Genomic DNA, 16034 nt, shown 5'->3' with positions numbered 1-16034 from the left:
ACTGGAGTCGATCAGCCAACATGGCGGGATGCCGGAGTGCCCGTTCTGCCTGCCCGCAGTCGAACCCCAGATCGTGCTGTCCGACCAGTGGTGCTACTCAGCCTTCACCCAGGACACCGGAACCCCGGTCGGCTCGGCGATGGTCCTTCCGCTGGCGCACCGGCCCACCGTGTTCGACCTGACGGAGCAGGAATGGGCCTCCACGGCCTCGCTGCTTCACCAGATGAAGGAGATCATCACTGCCGAATATAGCCCGGACGGCTGGAACGTCGGCTGGAACGTGCAAACCGTCGGCGGACAGAGCATCCCGCACGCGCACTGCCATCTCGTTCCCCGATACGCTGACGAGCCTCTGGCTGGTCGGGGAATCCGGTCATGGATCAAGGACCCGGCCAACCGGCCACCCCGCGCACAACTACCTCCAGTCGCGCGATGAAGGCTTGGTCGCGATCGTCAACGGCGTCACCTTGTCCGCCACCAGATTGATGACGCCTGAAGCGCTTTCGAGCTGGCCTCGGACGATGAGGGCAGCGCTCATCTGAATAATCTTCTTACTCCGGAGAAACAGGCCGGGCGAGCAGACCACGTTGAGCATCCCGGTCTCGTCCTCCAGGTTGAGGAAGGTCACCCCGCCCGCGGTGGCCGGCCGCTGCCGGTGCGTGACCAGGCCGCCGACCAGCACCCGGGACCCGTGCTCGACCCCCGTGAGCCGCGCGATCGGCAGTGCCCCCGCCGCGGCCAGCCGCTCGCGCACCAGCCGGATCGGGTGGTCGTCCGGGGAAAGCCCGGTCGCCCACACGTCGGCCACCAGCCTGTCCACCGCGTCCATGCCGGGCAGGGTCGGCGCGTGCACGCCGACGACCGTGCCGGGCAGCCGGTCCGGGGTGTCGGTGGCGGCCGCGCCCGCCGCCCACAGCGCCGCCCGCCGGTCCAGGCCGAAACAGGCGAAGGCGTCCGCGGTGGCCAGCGCCTCCAGCTGGGTCGCGGGCAGGCCGGCCCGCCGGGCCAGATCGGTCATGTCGGCGTACGCCCCACCGCGCTCGCGCTCCTGCACGATCCGTGCCGCGACGTCCTCCCCCAGCGTGCGCACGCTGTCCAGGCCGAGCCGCACGGCCGGGCCGCCCAGTCCCCACTGCGACGGCTGCTCCCCCGGCACGCTGCCGGAGCGGTCCCCCGGCGCCCACTCCAGGTCGGCCTTCACCAGGCTCGCGTTGACGTCGGGGCGGCGCACCTGCACCCCGTGCCGCCGGGCGTCGTCGACCAGCGACTGCGGCGAGTAGAAGCCCATCGGCTGCGCCCCGAGCAGCGCCGCGCAGAACGCCGCCGGGTGATACCGCTTGAGCCAGGCGCTGGCGTACACCAGGTAGGCGAAGCTGATCGCGTGGCTCTCCGGGAAGCCGTAGTTGGCGAACGCGGCGAGCTTGGCGTAGATGTCGTCGGCCAGCTCCGGCCCGATCCCGTTGCGGGCCATGCCCGCGAACAGGCGCTCGCGCAGCCGCTCCATCTTGTCCATGGACCGCTTGGAGCCCATTGCCCGGCGCAGCTGGTCGGCCTCCACCGGGGTGAAGTCGGCGACGTCGATGGCCAGCTGCATCATCTGCTCCTGGAACAGCGGCACGCCCAGGGTGCGGGCCAGCGAGTTGTGCATGCGCGGGTGCGGGATGTCCACCGGCTCCAGCCCGTTCTTGCGCCGGATGAACGGGTGCACCGAACCGCCCTGGATCGGGCCGGGCCGGATCAGCGCCACCTCCACCACCAGGTCGTAGAAGCGCTCCGGGCGCAGCCTGGGCAGCGTCGACATCTGCGCCCGGCTCTCCACCTGGAACACCCCGACGGTGTCGGCGCGGCACAGCATCTCGTACACCTCGGGGTCGTCCGGTTTCAGATCGCCGAGGTCCAGCTCCTGGCCCAGGAAGTCGAACGCGTAGTGCAGCGCCGACAGCATGCCCAGCCCCAGCAGGTCGAACTTGACCAGGTCGACCGCCGCGCAGTCGTCCTTGTCCCACTGCAGCACGGTGCGGCCGGGCATGCGCGCCCACTCCACCGGGCACACCTCGATCACCGGCCGGTCGCAGATGACCATGCCGCCGGAGTGGATGCCCAGGTGGCGGGGGGCGTTGAGCAGCTCGTTGGCGTACTCCAGCACGTGCTCGGGGATGCCGTCGACGTCCTTGGCCGACACCCCGTGCCAGCGGTCGATCTGCTTGCTCCAGGCGTCCTGCTGCCCCGCCGAGAAGCCGAACGCGCGGGCCACGTCGCGCACCGCCGAACGCGGCCGGTACGAGATGACGTTGGCGACCTGCGCGGTGTGCTGCCGGTCGTAGCGGCGGTAGACGTACTGGATGACCTCCTCGCGCCGGTCGGACTCGATGTCCACGTCGATGTCGGGCGGCCCGTCGCGCTCCGGGGCCAGGAAGCGCTCGAACAGCAGCCCGCCCTCGCCGCCGACCGGGTCCACGTTGGTGATCCGCAGCGCGTAGCAGACCGCCGAGTTCGCCGCCGACCCCCGCCCCTGGCAGTAGATGTCCACCTCGCGGCAGAACCGGACGATGTCCCAGACCACCAGGAAGTAGCCGGGGAACTCCAGCTGCTCGATCATCTTGAGTTCGTGCTCGATGCGCTCGTACGCCTCCGGGTACGCCTGCCGCGGCCCGTACCGCTGGGCCGCGCCCTCGTAGGTGCGCTCGCGCAGGAACGCCACCTCGTCGACGCGGTTGCCGTGCTCGTCGGTGAACGGCGGCAGCTTCGGGGCGACCAGCCGCAGGTCGAACGCGAGCTCTTTACCCAGCTCCGCGGCGTACGCCACCGCGCGGTCCGCGCCCGGATACGGCATCGCCGCGAACCGGGCCGCCATCTCCGCGCCGGAGCGCAGGTGCGCCGTCGCCGCCGCGGGCAGGTAGCCGTCGATCTGGTCCAGGCTGGTGCGGGCGCGCACCGCCGCGGTCACCGTGGCCAGCCGCCGCCGCGCCGGGGCGTGGTAGTGCACGTTGTTCGTGGCGAGCACGGGCAGCCCGGCCCGCTGCGCCAGGTGCGCCAGGACCTCGTTGCGGTCGCCGTCCGCCGGGTCGGCGTGGTCGGTCAGCTCCACCACCACGTTCTCCGCGCCGAACAGGTCTTTCAGCCGGTCCAGCTCCCGCGCGGCCGCCGCCACCCCCTCGGTGAGCAGCGCATGCGGCACCGCCCCCTTCCGGCACCCGGTCAGGATCACCGCCTGCCCGTGCAGCGTCTCGGCGATCTTCCCCAGCTCGTAGGACGGCCGCCCCTTCTCGCCGCCCAGCAGGTGCGCCTCGGACAGGGTGCGGGCCAGGTTCGCATACCCCTGCGGCCCTCTGGCCAGCGCCAGCAGGTGGGTGCCCGCCGGGTCGGGCGCTCCCCCGCCGCGCGGCAGGCCGGCCAGGTTCAGCTCCGCCCCGAACACGGTCGGCAGCCCGTGCTCCCGCGCCGCCTCCGCGAACCGCACCACCCCGTAGAACCCGTCGTGGTCGGTGATGGCGAGGGCCTCCAGCCCCAGCCGCACCGCCTCGGCGACCAGCTCCTCCGGATCACTGGCCCCGTCCAGGAAGCTGAAGTTGGTGTGACAGTGCAGCTCCGCGTACGGCACCGCCGTCTTCGGCCGCTCGATCCGCTCGGCCCGGTACGGCTCCCTCTTCCGCGAGAACCCCGGCGCATCCCCGCCGTCGGCGACCAGCGGATCGACCACCTGGCCGCCCCGCATACGCCGCTCGAGCTCCGCCCACGGCAACTGCCCCTGACTATCGAACCCCACTCGAACAACTGTACTAACCCGCAGCTCACCCCCACCCCGGGGGGCCTCGCGTTGATCATGAACTTAGGTACGTGTTCGACGGCGTGTCGCCGCCTTAACATCATGATCGCCTTGCCGGGGACGGCCCGCCGGTCGACCAGCCACGCCCGAACCGGGGGCGAGCCCTCGGCAGCCTGGACCCGGCGCCCCCGCCTGGATGAGCGCCGCCAGCCGGATCGGCGCGTTTATCGACCCAGGTCGGCGCGAACCGCCCCGACCGACCAGTGTTGATCATGAAGTTATGGCAGCGACACGCCGTCGAACACGTCCATAAGTTCATGATCAACGCAGAAAGGGGCGGCGGTCAGTCGAAGTGGAGGGTTATGGACCATTGGCCGGCGTCGAGGGTGAGCAGGAGGGCTCGGCCGGTGGAGAGGAGGACCTGGAGGCGGGCGGAGCGGTGGGTACGGCGGCCGTCCCACCACTGCTCCTCCACCGGCCACGGGCCCGCCCAGCCGGCCACCTCGATCTTCCGGCCCTCCCAGACCAGTCGGGCGGGCGGGGCACTGAGCTCCAGCCGGGCGCTGACCCGCAGCACCTCGCCGGAGGCGTCAAGCAGCTGCACCGGCAGCGGCTCCGGCAGCACCACGGCCGGCGAGGGCGGCGGCAGCCTGCCGGGCCACGGGCCGGCAGGCTGCCGCGGCACCCGCTCGTCGCCCCACGGCACCAGGGTCGCCTGCGCATCGGGGTCACGGCCCCCGCCGAGCACCCCGGTCACCACCGCCTCCGGGCCGAGGATGCCCTGCACCCGGTGCAGTGCCCGGTGCGCCCGGTCGCGTTCCTGCCCGACGTCGCCCCACAGCCCGGCCTGCAGTCCGGCCTGCTGGACGAGTCCGTCCGGGATGAGCCGCAGCGCGATGATCCCGGCGGTCATCCGGCGCTGGGTGATCCACCCCTCCAGCTGCCAGCGGGTGCGGTCGGCGATGGCGTGCGCGGTGAGCACGCCGTCGTGGCGCCACACCCGGTGCAGCTCGCGGCCGTCGGCGGTGACCGCGCTGATGGCCAGCCGGGTGGCCGCCATGCCGTATCCGGCGAGCCGCTCGTGCAGCCGCTCGGCCAGCGCCCGCGCGGCGAAGGCGGCGCTGTCGACGCGGTCCACCGGCTCGTCGTAGCGCTCCTCGACCTCCAGCTCGGGCGGGGCCTGGCGGACCGCGAGCGGCCGGTCGTCGCGGCCCGCGGCCAGGCGCTGCGCGAGTGCGGCGTCGAGCCCGAACCGGGCCAGCACGTCGCTGGGCGGCAGGTCGGCGAAGGCCCCGAGGGTATGCACCCCGAGTCGCCGCAGCAGGCTGGTCAACGCGGGCCGGTCCAGGGTGGTCACCGGCATCGCGGCCAGGAAGGCGGCAGTCTGCCCCGGGGCGATGATCCGCCCGGCCCGGGCGGCCAGCAGCGCGGCGAACGTCCCGTCGGCGACGCCGATCTGCGCCTCCACCCCGCACTCCTGCGCGACCTGCTCGACGATGCGCTCGGCGGCGGCCTCCTCGCCGCCGAAGTAGCGGGCCGGGCCGCGGGCGGCGAACGCGCAGACGCCCGCGCGCAGCACCGCCACCGAGGCGGCGATCTCCTCGACGGCGGCGACCACGGGTTCGAAGGCCCGTACGTCGCGGACCGGGTCGTAGTCGATCGCGATCACCTGCGGGCACCTGCTCTGTGCTTCGCGTTTGCGCAGGCCGCGGCGCACCCCTTCGGCACGGGCGGCGGCGGACGAGGCGACGACCCGGTTGGCGTGCAGCACCGCGACGGGCCGGTGCGCGGGCACCCCGTCCAGCAGGTCGGCGGCGATGACCGGCCAGTCCGGACACCAGACGAGCATGGTGCGCTGGGCGGCGTCGCCCATCAACGCACCACCGGCGGTCGGGCCCGGCCGTCCGGGTGCGGCACCACCCACGGTGGCGCCTCACTCGCGACGCCGCGCGACTGCCTCCGAAGCGGGTGCGGCAGCGCGGTCATCCCTGCACCACTCGCAGGTGGCCCCGGCTCTGCCCCTCGGCCTGGGGCGACGGGCGCGGCGGCGACACGGTCACGGGTTCGCGCGCGGTGACCGACGGTCCGGACGACGCGGGCAGCCACATGGTGACCCGGCGGGGGCGGCCCGCGGCGCCCCGGCCTCGGGCCGAGACGGTCAGTTCGCGGGCGCGCAGTCGGCCATGGCCCCGGCCCAGCCCGATCCACATGCCCTCAACCGGGGACAGCACCACATCGGCGCCCTCCCACCCGCCGCCGAACGGCACCAGCACGCTGCCGCGCTGGCGGGCGCGGGCGGCGAGCTGCTGGCGTACGGACGCGGCAACCGGCCCGGTCGGGGCGGCCACCACCACGTCGAACCCGTCGAGCAGCGCGCCGACGACCGCGGTCCACTGCGGACCGGGGTGCGGCACGAGCGCCAGCCGGTCCAGGGCGATGCCCATCTCCGCGGCGGCGGCCAGGCCCAGGCTCGGCAGCCCGACCACGGCGCACCAGGAACCGGCGGACGATGCGGCCGACAGCAGGGCCAGCAGCAGCGAGGTGGTGCCGCCGCAGTCGGGCGCGCCGGTCGAGGCGACCGCGATCGTGCTGCCCCGGCGCAGCCCCCGGCCGGGCAGCAGCTCGCGCAGCTCGGGCAGCACCGGCAGCATCCGGTCCGTGCCCAGCCCGGCCTGCTCGTCGGTGAGGTCGCTGGCTCGCCGCACCGAAGCGTGCTGCAACTCCATTGACCGGGCCTGGCTCAGCCCCGTCATGGCGTTCATCCCCCCGTCGTGCGTGGATATCGGTCGTCCTGTTCCCCGGTGGCTCGTCCCCGGCTGCCGCAGGCGGGCGGCGCCGGGGACGAGCTGTCCGAGGTGCGCCCGGTCGGGCGCGGGCCCGCCCCCGCGGACCCGAATTCACCTCGTGAGCGTCAGCTCGCTAGCACGGGCTGGATCGCGAGATCCAGCGCCTCCTGCACCAGGTCGACGAAGTGGCCGGCCTGCAACATCAGGGTGTCCGCCTCCTCGGCGGTGACCCGGGCGATGCCGGCCTCGGCGGCGGATCTCTTGGCCGCGCCGGACGAGAACAGGGACGACCAGGCGCTCAGCTCGGGAGCGACCATGGCCAGCAGCACCCACACGCTGGTGATCTGGCGGCGCCGGGCGGGCGCGGGCAGGGCCCGGGCGGCGATCACGGCGGCCGCGGCACGCAGGGCGGCGAGGTGGGCGGTGGCGTAGCGCTGCGCGTGGCCCCCGGTTTCCCGGGCCTCGGCGAGCCCGCGGCGGGCGAGGACGATCAGCTCGATCGGAGTGCGGTGCGGCAGCAGATGGGCCGGCACCTTCGTCGTGGCGTTCATGTCGGCGGCTCCCTCCATCGTCGGCCTATACCCGGCCGAACCCCAGGGCTGTCACGCGGACCCGGATCGTTCCGGGGTCGGGCGACCGCCCGCTTTCCGAGCCACGGAGGAAGAACGTGGTGTAGCGCTTGCCGGCCGGGCGTGGAGCTTCCCCACGCCACGCCCGGACCGGCTCGCCGGTCGGGCGGCCATCCGCTGCCCGGGGGTCGATGGGCAGCGGATGGCACCCGCCTGGTCGGCCGCCGGAGCCGCGAATCTCCGGTGACCTGGGTCGGTGCCGCGAACACCGGCCCGGGGTTCGCGGTTGCGAACCGCTCCCCCCGAGACATGATCGAACACTTGTCCGAACAACGAGTAGAACGTTAGTTCGAAAAAATCGCGTTGTAAACCCTGACCCGCGCCGTGTCACCATCCGGACCGCAAAGGTAAGGACCAGATGCGAATCCGTACATGACAACAGGTAGCCTCGAACAGTGCCGTTCCGTCCCCGTCCCGCGCTGGGCATCGCCATGGTCACGCTGGCCAGCCTGCTGTTCGCCGTCAACGGCACCGTCTCCAAGCTGATCCTGCGAGCCGGGGTCAGCGCACCCGACCTGACCACGCTGCGCGCCCTGGGCGCCTGCGCCGGGCTGCTCGTGCTGGGCGCGGCGCTGCGCCCAGGGCTGCGCCGGTTCGCCCTCACCGCACGGCAGTTACCGCTGCTCATCGCGTACGGCATCACCGGTTTCCTCGCCGTGCCGATGCTCTACTTCGTGGCCATCGCCCGCATGCCGGTCGGCGTCGCGCTGCTGTTCGAATACACGGCGCCGCTGTTCGTGGCGCTGTGGGCCCGCTTCGGCCAGCGCCGCCCGGTGCGCCCGCGGCTGTGGGCCGGGCTGGCCCTGTGCCTGCTCGGCCTCGCCTGCGTCGCGGAGGTCTGGGGCGACCTGAGCCTGGACGGCGTCGGCGTGCTCGCCGGGATCGGCGCGGCCGTGCTGCTCGCCGCGTACTTCATCCTCGGCGCGAAAGGCGTCGCCAGCCGTGACACCGTCTCGCTGACCGGCTGGGCGTTCGGCGTGTCGGCCGTGGCCGGCCTGCTCTTCCGGGCCGTCAGCGGCACCGCCCCGGACTGGCGCGCGCTGGCCGGGCACACCGACGGCGGCACCCCGCTCTGGCTGCTCTGCGCCTACCTGCTGATCCTCGGCACCATCGTGCCGTACCTGCTGATCGCCGGCTCGCTGCGGCACCTGCCCGCGACCAGCGTCGGCATCCTCGGCATGATCGAACCGGTGCTCGCCGCCGCGGTCGCCTGGCTCACCCTGGGCGAGCGGCTCAACCCGGCGCAGCTCGCCGGCGGCGCGCTGCTGCTGGTCGGCGTGGCGCTGGCCGAGACCGCCCGGGTGCCCGTGGCGGCGGCGATCGAGCCGGTGCCGCTGGGGCAGAATGAGGCCCATGCGGTCGCGGCCCGAACGTGACCGCGTGAACAGCACCCGCTGACCGACGGAAGACATGGATCGAGTGATGTTGTCGCACCCGAACGTGATCGCAGTCCAGCACGCGCTCGACGCCGCCGACGCCCGGGACCACACCGGCGCGGGCTGCCGGGTGATCGTCCTGGACGACGGCGTGCACACCGCCGCCGCCGCGGCCGCCGCCCTGGGCGTCGAGGCCGCGCAGATCGCCAACTCGCTGATCTTCGAGGTCGACGGCGAGCCGCTGCTCGTGCTGACCTCCGGCGGGCACCGGGTGGACACCGCGAAGGTCGCCGCCGACCTCGGCGTCGCCAAGCTGCGCCGGGCCACCCCCGAGTTCGTACGCGAGCACACCGGCCAGGTCATCGGCGGCGTCGCCCCGCTCGGCCACCCCAAGCCGGTGCGCACGCTCATCGATACCGCGCTCGCCGGATACGGCGAGATCTGGGCGGCCGGCGGGGTGCCCCAGGCCGTCTTCCCGATCACCTACCCGGAGCTGCTGAGGGTCACCTCGGCGACACCGGCGGAGGTCGCATGAGGCTGGTCCCCTGGACCTCGGACGACCTCGGCCGGCGCATGGACGACGTGCTGACCGTGTTCGGCGAGGCCATGTCGTACCACCCCCAGGCCCTGGCCGTACGGCGCGGCTACATCACCACGCACCTGCAGCGGCCGCACTTCCGGGCCATCGCGAGCCTGAGCGACATGGGCCAGCTGCTCGGCTTCGCCTACGGCTACCACTCCGAGCCCGGCCAGTGGTGGCACGACCAGGTCAGCGCGGTGCTCGACCCTGCGGCGCGGCAGCGCTGGCTGGCCGACTGCTTCGAGGTGGTCGAGCTGCACGTGCGCCCGGCCGCGCAGGGCCACGGGCTGGGCGAGGCGCAGCTGCGGGCGCTGCTGGCGATGACCGGCGCGGCGACCACGCTGCTGTCCACCCCCGAGGCCGACGAGCAGGCGTCCCGCGCCTGGCGGCTGTACCGGCGCACCGGCTTCGTGGACGTCTCCCGCCACCTGCTCTTCCCCGGCGACCCCCGCCCCTTCGCCGTCCTCGGCCGCCCCCTCCCGATGACCCGCTGACCGGGCGCCGGGTCAGGTCAGGACCTTGCGGACCACGGTGAGGAGCTGGCCGAGGCCCAGCACGGCCAGGGAGAACCACAGGACCAGGACCATGGTCACGACGCCGGCCGCGAGATCGGGACCGACCTGGGCCGTCGACGCGGCCGCGAGCAGCAGTGAGAGCAGCGTCAGCCAGGCCCGGGTGGGCCGGTCGCCGATGGTCGCCGAGCCCGCCGCCCGCAGCCCGACCGCCCCGGCGCGGGCCCGGATGTACTCGTGCAGCCACACCATCGCCCCGCAGGCCAGCAGCAGTGTCTGCTGCGCACCGAGCGTCGCCAGCGCGATCAGCCAGCACACCTCGCTCATCCGGTCGAGCATGGTGCGGTAGAACGAGGCCAGCCGGGAGGTCCTGCCCAGCAGCACCGCCAGCGTCTGCCCGACCGTGTCCGCGGCCAGCCCCAGCCCCAGGACCGGAGCCGCCAGCGCGGGCCACGAACCGCCGCGGGCCGCGATGACCGGCACCAGCACCGCGCAGGCCGCGGCGACCGTCATCGCGTACGCGGGCCGCGCGCCGAACCTGGCCAGCACCCCGCTGACCGTGAACGCGGCACGCAGCCACTTGCGCAGCAGCGGACCCGCATGGCGCGGGTCGTACCCGTCGTGCGAGTTCGACCAGCCGGAGACGTACCCGTCCCAGCTCGTGCCCGTCGTCGGCGCCGTCATGCTCCACTCCCGGTCCGCCTGCCCTGGCAGGCCACCCGGGTGGGAGCTACACCGCGGCGCCCACCCGTAGCCGCTGCCACACCTCGCGGGTGGCCGTCGACCGGTTCAACGTGATGAAGTGCAGGCCGGGTGCGCCCTCGGCCAGCAGCTTCGTGCTCAACTCGGTGGCCACCTCGACGCCGACGGCCCGCACCGCCTGCGGGTCGTCGGCGACCGCGCGCAGCCGCTCGGCCAGGTCGGGCGGGAACGCCGCGCCGGACAGCTGCGCCATCCGCTCGATCTGGCTGACGTTGGTCACCGGCATGACGCCCGGGATGATCGGCACGTCGCAACCCGCCGCCGCGGCGGCGTCGCGCAGCCGCGCCCAGTCCTGCCAGTCGAAGAAGAACTGCGTTATCGCGTAGTCGGCGCCCGCCCGGCACTTGCGGACGAAGTGGTGCACGTCCGAGGCGAAGTCGGCCGACCGCGGGTGCTTCTCCGGGAACGCGGCCACCCCGACGCAGTAGTCGCCGCTGTCCTTCAGCAGCCGCACCAGCTCCTCGGCATAGTGCAGCCCCTGCGGATGGGCGACCCACTCCGCCTGCGGGTCGCTGCCCGGCGGGTCGCCGCGCAGCGCCAGCATGTTGCGCACGCCCGCGTCGGAGTAGTGCCCGATGACGTTGCGCAGCTCGCCGACCGAGTGGTTGACCGCGGTCAGGTGCCCCAGCGGCAGCAGCGTCGTCTCGGTCGCGATGCGCTCGGTGAGCTGCACCGTCGTGTCCCGGGTGCTGCCACCCGCGCCGTACGTGATGGAGACGAACGACGGCTGCAGCGACTCCAGCTCCCGGATCGACTGCCACAGCACACGTTCGCCGTCGGCGGTCTTGGGCGGGAAGAACTCGAACGAGAACGTCGGCTCCCCCGACGTCAGCAGCTCGCGGACAGTCGGCCGGGGTCCCGGCATGGTCGATGGAGCACGCAGCGTCACCCTGCCGACTCTATCGGCCGACCGGCCTGAGGAGCTGATTCGTCCCAGTGCGTGGTGCGCCCCGCCGACGTGACCGTGCTCACCAGCCCCTCCCGCCCCAGCCGGCGCGCTCACCGCGGCTCCTCGCCGGTGAGGAACCAGTCCGCGAACGAGGCCGACCCGCGCCCCACCGCCGGGTGGTGGCAGGCGGCGAGCAGCCCGCGTTCGGCATACCGCCGCGCCGGGCAGGGCCACGGCAGCTCGCACACCCGGCAGCGGTGCACCGGCGGCCGGAAACCCGCCCCCGGCACGTGGTCGTGCAGCAGCCGCGCGGCCAGCCGCCACATCAGCGGCTGCACCACCCGCTCCGGCGGATCGAGCGGCGGGTTCTCCCAGTCGATCGGGGGCAGATCCATCAAACCCTCCAGGGTGTATGCGACGAAGGGCACCGGGGCGGCGCAGGCCATGGGAGTGACGCGCCGCCCCGGCGGCTCACACCGGTGCGGGAGTGCCGTCCACCAGCGCGAGCCCGTTCATCACAGCGAAGATTCCGCCCCACGGGAGGGGCCAGCACGAAGATGTGACGGGGCCAGGGCACTTCGAGTCCTTACACGGCCCCTACCAGCGCGAACATCTACGGCGCGGCCCGAGCGCTCCCCATCATGCGAGGTCAAGGACTGTCAATAGCCCAATCGCCGAAATCCGCGCCCTCACCCCCGATCCGATCGAGACGCCGGAGGTCCGGCAGCTCGCGGCGACGCGGCTCGCCTCGCGATGATCGTTGCCTCGTGTCCGAAAGTGACGCCAGACCACGCTTTCCGGCGCGAGACAACGATCATGGCCCCTCGGCGGCGGGCTGGGGGCGGCCGGACTGTCGTACGCGGACGGTAGAAACGGGTCGGCGCATGGGGGCCTGCGCCGGGGGTCGGCTGTGTCCGGTTATGCCGTGGGACGAGCCTGGAGGCCGCCGTGTCCCGTCCACCGCTGGGCAGACTGATCGCCGATACCCGACGCCGTCGTGGGTACAGCCAGACCAGGCTCGCCGCGCTGCTCTGCGCGGCGGCCGGGGCCACCACGGTGACCAGGCACGAGGTGAGCCGCTGGGAGCGGGGTGACCGGCTGCCCGGCGCGCAGTGGCTGGCCTGGCTCGCGCTCGTGCTCGACCTGCCGCCCGCTTGGCTGGCCGCCGCCCACCCGGTCGACCGGCCGGCTCCCGCCGACGGCGTCACCCGGTTGCAGCAACTCGCCGAGCGGTGGCTGCGCCACGCCGTGCACGGCGACGCCGCGCCGGGCGAGTCTCGGGGCTCGTCGGACCGGCGCGCGGCGGGGCAGCTCGATCGGCACATCGCCGAGCTGCGGCGGATGGACGATCTCGTGGGCGGGGCAGATCTGGCCCCGGTGGCGCGCCGGTGCTGGGCGCAGGCGGCGGACCGGCTGCACCGCGCCCGTGGCGCGGATCGGCGGCGGCTGCTGCGGCCCGTCGCCGAGCTGGCCCAGCTGGCCGGGTGGACCGCCGCCGACGCCGGGGACCGGACGGCGGCGCTGCGGGCATACCGGGCGGGGCTGGTGCTGGCGATGGAGGCGGGCGATCCGGCGCTGGGCGCGCACGTGCTGGGCGGGGCGAGCCATCTGCTCTGCGAGGCGGATCCGGGGGCGGCCTGGCGGCTGGCCCGGATCGCCGCGGCCGGCGCCCGCCAGGACGGCAGCCCCGGCCTGCGGGCGCTGCTCGCGCACCGGGCGGCGCTGGCCGCGGCACGGGCCGGGGACGGTCGCGCCGCGCAGGACGGCTTGCTGGTCGCCCGGCGGCTCGGCGACCGGGTCCGCGCGGAGCACGAGCCGTCCTGGCTGTACTGGCTGGACCCGGCGGAGCTGGCCGCGATGGCGGGCCGCTGCCTGGTCGCGCTGGACCGGCCCGCGCGGGCGCTGCCGCTGCTGGAGCAGCCGGGCCTGCGGCGGCCGCGGCGCGGTCAACCGCGCACCCGCGCGGTCTATGCGGGCTGGCTGGCGCGGGCCCTGCTGGGCGTCGGCGAGGTGGAGCAGGCCTGCGCGGTCGGCGCGGACGCGGCGGTCGAGGCGGTGCGCGCCGGGTCGGTGCGGGCGGCCGAGCAGACCCGCGAGCTGTCGGTGCGGCTGGCGGCCCGGCCGCAGACCCGGGCGGTTCGTGACTTGAGTGAACTGATCACCCAGCTCACGTCATACCTACCGGGGTCATCCACACGGCCGGGAGTGAACTAAGTTCGTCCCATGACCATTCACCCGGTGGACCGGGCCGCGCTGCGTCCGCGGGTCGAGAAGGCCCTCGCGGTCTTCCTGGCCGACCGCCGGGCGCACATGGCGGGCATCGACGCCGGCCTGGGCCCGCTGGCAGACGCCGTGGAGGCTTTCGTGCTGGGCGGCGGCAAGCGCCTGCGCCCCGCCTTCGCCTACTGGGGTTACCGCGGCGCGGGCGGCGAGGACCGCGACGACGTGGTGTCCGCGCTGGCCGCGCTGGAGCTGGTGCAGGCCAGCGCCCTGATGCACGACGACCTGATGGATGCCTCCGACACCCGCCGCGGCGAGCCCGCGGTGCACCGCCGGTTCGCGATGCTGCACGACCGCGAGCGGTGGCAGGGCGGGGCGGCCGGGTTCGGCGCCGCGGCGGCGATCCTGCTCGGCGACCTGTGCCTGGTCTGGTCGGACGAGATGCTGCACGCGAGCGGGCTCGACCCGGTGACCGTGGCGCGGGCGCGGCCGGTCTTCGACCTGATGCGCACCGAGGTCATGATCGGGCAGTACCTCGACGTGCTCACCCAGGCCTCGGCCGACACGTCGGTGGAGCGGGCCTCGCAGGTGGCCCGGTTCAAGTCGGCGAAGTACACCGTCGAGCACCCGCTGCTGCTCGGGGCCGCGCTGGCCGACGCCCCGGCCGCGCTGAGCGAGGCGTACTCCGCCTTCGGGCTGCCGCTGGGCGAGGCGTTCCAGCTGCGCGACGACGTGCTCGGGGTGTTCGGCGACCCGATCGCCACGGGCAAGCCGGCCGGGGACGACCTGCGCGAGGGCAAGCGGACCTACCTCATCGTCATGGCGCTCGCGCACGCCGCGCCCGCCGACCGCGACACTCTCGCCGCCGCGCTGGGCAGCGCCGACCTCGACGAGGCGGGCGTGGCGCAGCTGCGCCGGATCATCACGGAGTCGGGGGCGCTGGCCCGCACGGAGGCGTACATCGCCGAGCTGACCTCGACGGCGCTCGCGGCGCTCGCGGCCGCACCGGTCGAGCCCGAGGCCGCCGAGATGCTGCGCGAGCTGGCCGACGCCGCGGTGCACCGCGCCGCCTGATCGGCTACCGCAGCACCTGGCGGAAGCTGTCGTAGTGGTCGTCGGTGTAGTAGAGGTCACCGTCGCGGCCGGCCACCAGCCGCCGCGCGCCGCGGTCGCGTGAGCCCGGCGTGGGCACCGTGTACTCCCGGTAGTAGCCGCGCGGCTGCTTGGGCAGGACGCCCTCCAGGTTGCCGAACACGGTGCCGTCCTTGTCGTACGGGAACGGCCCGTTCGCGTCGATCAGCGCGACCGTGGCGACCGCCTCCCTGGGCAGCTCGCGCAGGGGCACCGTGGGCAGCCCCGACACCGGGGTCCGGCCGGCCGACGCGGCGGGTGCGCCGCCGTCGCGGGCGGGCGTCATGGCGGTACGCGCGCAGTAGCCCACCAGCGCCATGAGGGCGATCAGCAGCACCGCCACCACAGCGGCGATCGTGATGTTGCGCCGCGTCGCGTAGCTGTCCACATCAGGGAGTGTGCGGTGTCGCGTGGTCGCGATCAAGGACCGTGGAATCATCAACGGGTGCTCCCCCACGCCACCCCCCGTGCCATCGTCGCCCTGGGCTGCGTCTCGGGCGTGCTGCTGGCCGTCTCGGCGTACCTGGCGGGCGCGTTGCCGGGCGGCGATCCCGGGCCCGGGCTGCGGCTGGGCGGGTTCGGCGCGGTGCCGGGGAGTTTCTCGCTGGGGCTGGTGTGCTGGCTGGCCGGGATGGCCGGCTGGACGGCCGCGTGGTGGCGGCTGGGCCGGTCCGGTGACCTGATCACCGGCAGGTCGGCCCGGCCCGGCGCCGTGGGCTGGTGGAACGGCTCGGCGTGGCGGCTGCTGGCGATCGGGGCGGCGTGGGCCGCTCCGCTGCTGGTCGCGCCGCCGCTGGGCAGCCGCGACGCCTATGCGTACGCCTGCCAGGGCTGGCTGTGGCGCGCGGGCCTGGACCCGTACGCGATGGGTGTCGCCGACGGCGGCTGTCCCTGGACCGCGGCGGTGCCCGAACTGTGGTGGCACACCCCGACCCCCTACGGTCCGGTCGCGGTGCTGCTCACCGCCGCGGTGACCGCCCTCGGCGGCCTGCTCGGCGCCCTGGCCGGCCTGCGCCTGCTCACCCTCGCCGCGGTGGCCCTGCTCACCCTGGCACTCCCACCGGTCGCCCGCGCCTGCGGCGTCCCCACCCCCGCCGCCTACTGGCTGGCCCTGCTCACCCCCCTCACCGCCGTCCACGCCCTCTCCGCCCTCCACAACGACGCCCTCGTCGCCGCCCTCACCGTCACCGCCCTGGCCGTATCCCTGCCCCACCCCCGCCAAGATCACGACGATCTTGCGCGAACCGTTGCCCCTTTGTCCGGTTCGGGCGTGTCGTCCCCGCAGTTCGCGCAAGATCGTCCCCGGGTGGGTGGGGCGGCGGCCGGGCCGTTGTCGGCCAGCTGAGCCTTGGAGATCAGGTCCTGATACCAGCGGGGAAAGTC

The 16034-nt window shown here is 74.1% G+C and carries 15 protein-coding genes; 7 read left to right on the top strand and 8 right to left on the bottom strand.

The window, feature by feature from the left end; all coding sequences use genetic code 11:
- The first annotated feature begins 28 nt into the window (after positions 1–28).
- Positions 29–436 (top strand): HIT family protein, encoded by a 408-nt coding sequence (locus HAV39_RS27745; protein ID WP_191842145.1) that lies wholly within the window; start codon positions 29–31, stop codon positions 434–436.
- On the opposite strand, the gene HAV39_RS27740 is transcribed toward HAV39_RS27745, so the two are convergent.
- The 4 genes from HAV39_RS27740 to HAV39_RS27725 all read right to left on the bottom strand — a co-directional run bounded on the left by HAV39_RS27740 (position 416) and on the right by HAV39_RS27725 (position 7103).
- The gene (locus HAV39_RS27740) at positions 416–3715 is read right to left on the bottom strand and encodes an error-prone DNA polymerase (RefSeq protein ID WP_191842240.1); all 3300 of its coding nucleotides are present in this window, start codon (positions 3713–3715) and stop codon (positions 416–418) included. The two genes, HAV39_RS27745 and HAV39_RS27740, sit on opposite strands and share 21 nt — an antisense overlap.
- Before the next feature lie 394 nt (positions 3716–4109).
- Positions 4110–5639, bottom strand: coding sequence for a DNA polymerase Y family protein (locus tag HAV39_RS27735; RefSeq protein ID WP_191842144.1), 1530 nt, complete (start codon positions 5637–5639; stop codon positions 4110–4112).
- Positions 5640–5748: 109 nt separating this feature from the next.
- Positions 5749–6519, bottom strand: coding sequence for a hypothetical protein (locus tag HAV39_RS27730; protein ID WP_191842143.1), 771 nt, complete (start codon positions 6517–6519; stop codon positions 5749–5751).
- A 158-nt stretch (positions 6520–6677) separates the two neighbouring features.
- Entirely contained in the window at positions 6678–7103 is a 426-nt protein-coding gene (locus HAV39_RS27725) for an SAV_6107 family HEPN domain-containing protein (RefSeq protein WP_120316138.1), read from the bottom strand.
- A 473-nt stretch (positions 7104–7576) separates the two neighbouring features.
- Here HAV39_RS27725 and HAV39_RS27720 point away from each other — a divergent pair, with 473 nt between their 5' ends.
- The 3 genes from HAV39_RS27720 to HAV39_RS27710 are packed head-to-tail and all read left to right on the top strand — an operon-like array spanning position 7577 to position 9631.
- Positions 7577–8557, top strand: a complete 981-nt coding sequence (locus HAV39_RS27720; RefSeq protein ID WP_191842142.1) for an EamA family transporter — start codon at positions 7577–7579, stop codon at positions 8555–8557.
- Between the two features lie 46 nt (positions 8558–8603).
- Positions 8604–9092, top strand: a complete 489-nt coding sequence (locus HAV39_RS27715; protein WP_120316139.1) for a YbaK/EbsC family protein — start codon at positions 8604–8606, stop codon at positions 9090–9092.
- A complete protein-coding gene (locus tag HAV39_RS27710; protein WP_191842141.1) occupies positions 9089–9631 on the top strand; it encodes a GNAT family N-acetyltransferase in 543 nt (180 codons plus the stop codon). Before HAV39_RS27715 ends, HAV39_RS27710 begins: the two co-directional genes overlap by 4 nt.
- A gap of 12 nt (positions 9632–9643) precedes the next feature.
- Here the strand turns inward: HAV39_RS27710 and HAV39_RS27705 are convergent, their stop codons facing one another.
- From HAV39_RS27705 to HAV39_RS27695, 3 genes are all read right to left on the bottom strand, one after another.
- Positions 9644–10333: a CDP-alcohol phosphatidyltransferase family protein gene (locus tag HAV39_RS27705; RefSeq protein ID WP_191842140.1), complete on the bottom strand. Its 690-nt coding sequence runs from the start codon at positions 10331–10333 to the stop codon at positions 9644–9646.
- A gap of 46 nt (positions 10334–10379) precedes the next feature.
- Positions 10380–11300 (bottom strand): methylenetetrahydrofolate reductase [NAD(P)H], encoded by a 921-nt coding sequence (gene metF / locus HAV39_RS27700; RefSeq protein WP_191842139.1) that lies wholly within the window; start codon positions 11298–11300, stop codon positions 10380–10382.
- A gap of 110 nt (positions 11301–11410) precedes the next feature.
- Positions 11411–11695 carry a hypothetical protein gene (locus HAV39_RS27695; protein ID WP_191842138.1) on the bottom strand — a complete coding sequence of 95 codons (285 nt, stop codon included), beginning with the start codon at positions 11693–11695 and terminating at the stop codon, positions 11411–11413.
- Between the two features lie 553 nt (positions 11696–12248).
- On the opposite strand from HAV39_RS27695, the gene HAV39_RS27690 reads away from it, so the two are divergent.
- Both HAV39_RS27690 and HAV39_RS27685 read left to right on the top strand, forming a co-directional pair.
- Positions 12249–13514, top strand: coding sequence for an NsdA family TPR-like regulatory protein (locus tag HAV39_RS27690; RefSeq protein WP_191842137.1), 1266 nt, complete (start codon positions 12249–12251; stop codon positions 13512–13514).
- A gap of 9 nt (positions 13515–13523) precedes the next feature.
- Positions 13524–14594 carry a polyprenyl synthetase family protein gene (locus HAV39_RS27685; protein ID WP_191842136.1) on the top strand — a complete coding sequence of 357 codons (1071 nt, stop codon included), beginning with the start codon at positions 13524–13526 and terminating at the stop codon, positions 14592–14594.
- 4 nt (positions 14595–14598) lie between these two features.
- On the opposite strand, the gene HAV39_RS27680 is transcribed toward HAV39_RS27685, so the two are convergent.
- Positions 14599–15039, bottom strand: coding sequence for a guanyl-specific ribonuclease (locus HAV39_RS27680; protein WP_239120145.1), 441 nt, complete (start codon positions 15037–15039; stop codon positions 14599–14601).
- A gap of 57 nt (positions 15040–15096) precedes the next feature.
- Between HAV39_RS27680 and mptB the strand changes: the two genes are divergently transcribed.
- Positions 15097–15996: a polyprenol phosphomannose-dependent alpha 1,6 mannosyltransferase MptB gene (gene mptB / locus HAV39_RS27675; RefSeq protein WP_191842135.1), complete on the top strand. Its 900-nt coding sequence runs from the start codon at positions 15097–15099 to the stop codon at positions 15994–15996.
- The last annotated feature ends 38 nt before the right edge of the window (positions 15997–16034 follow it).

The organism is Catellatospora chokoriensis, assembly GCF_011297315.1.
Taxonomy (GTDB): Bacteria; Actinomycetota; Actinomycetes; order Mycobacteriales; family Micromonosporaceae; genus Catellatospora; species Catellatospora citrea.
This window is presented reverse-complemented; position numbering and strand designations above follow the sequence as displayed.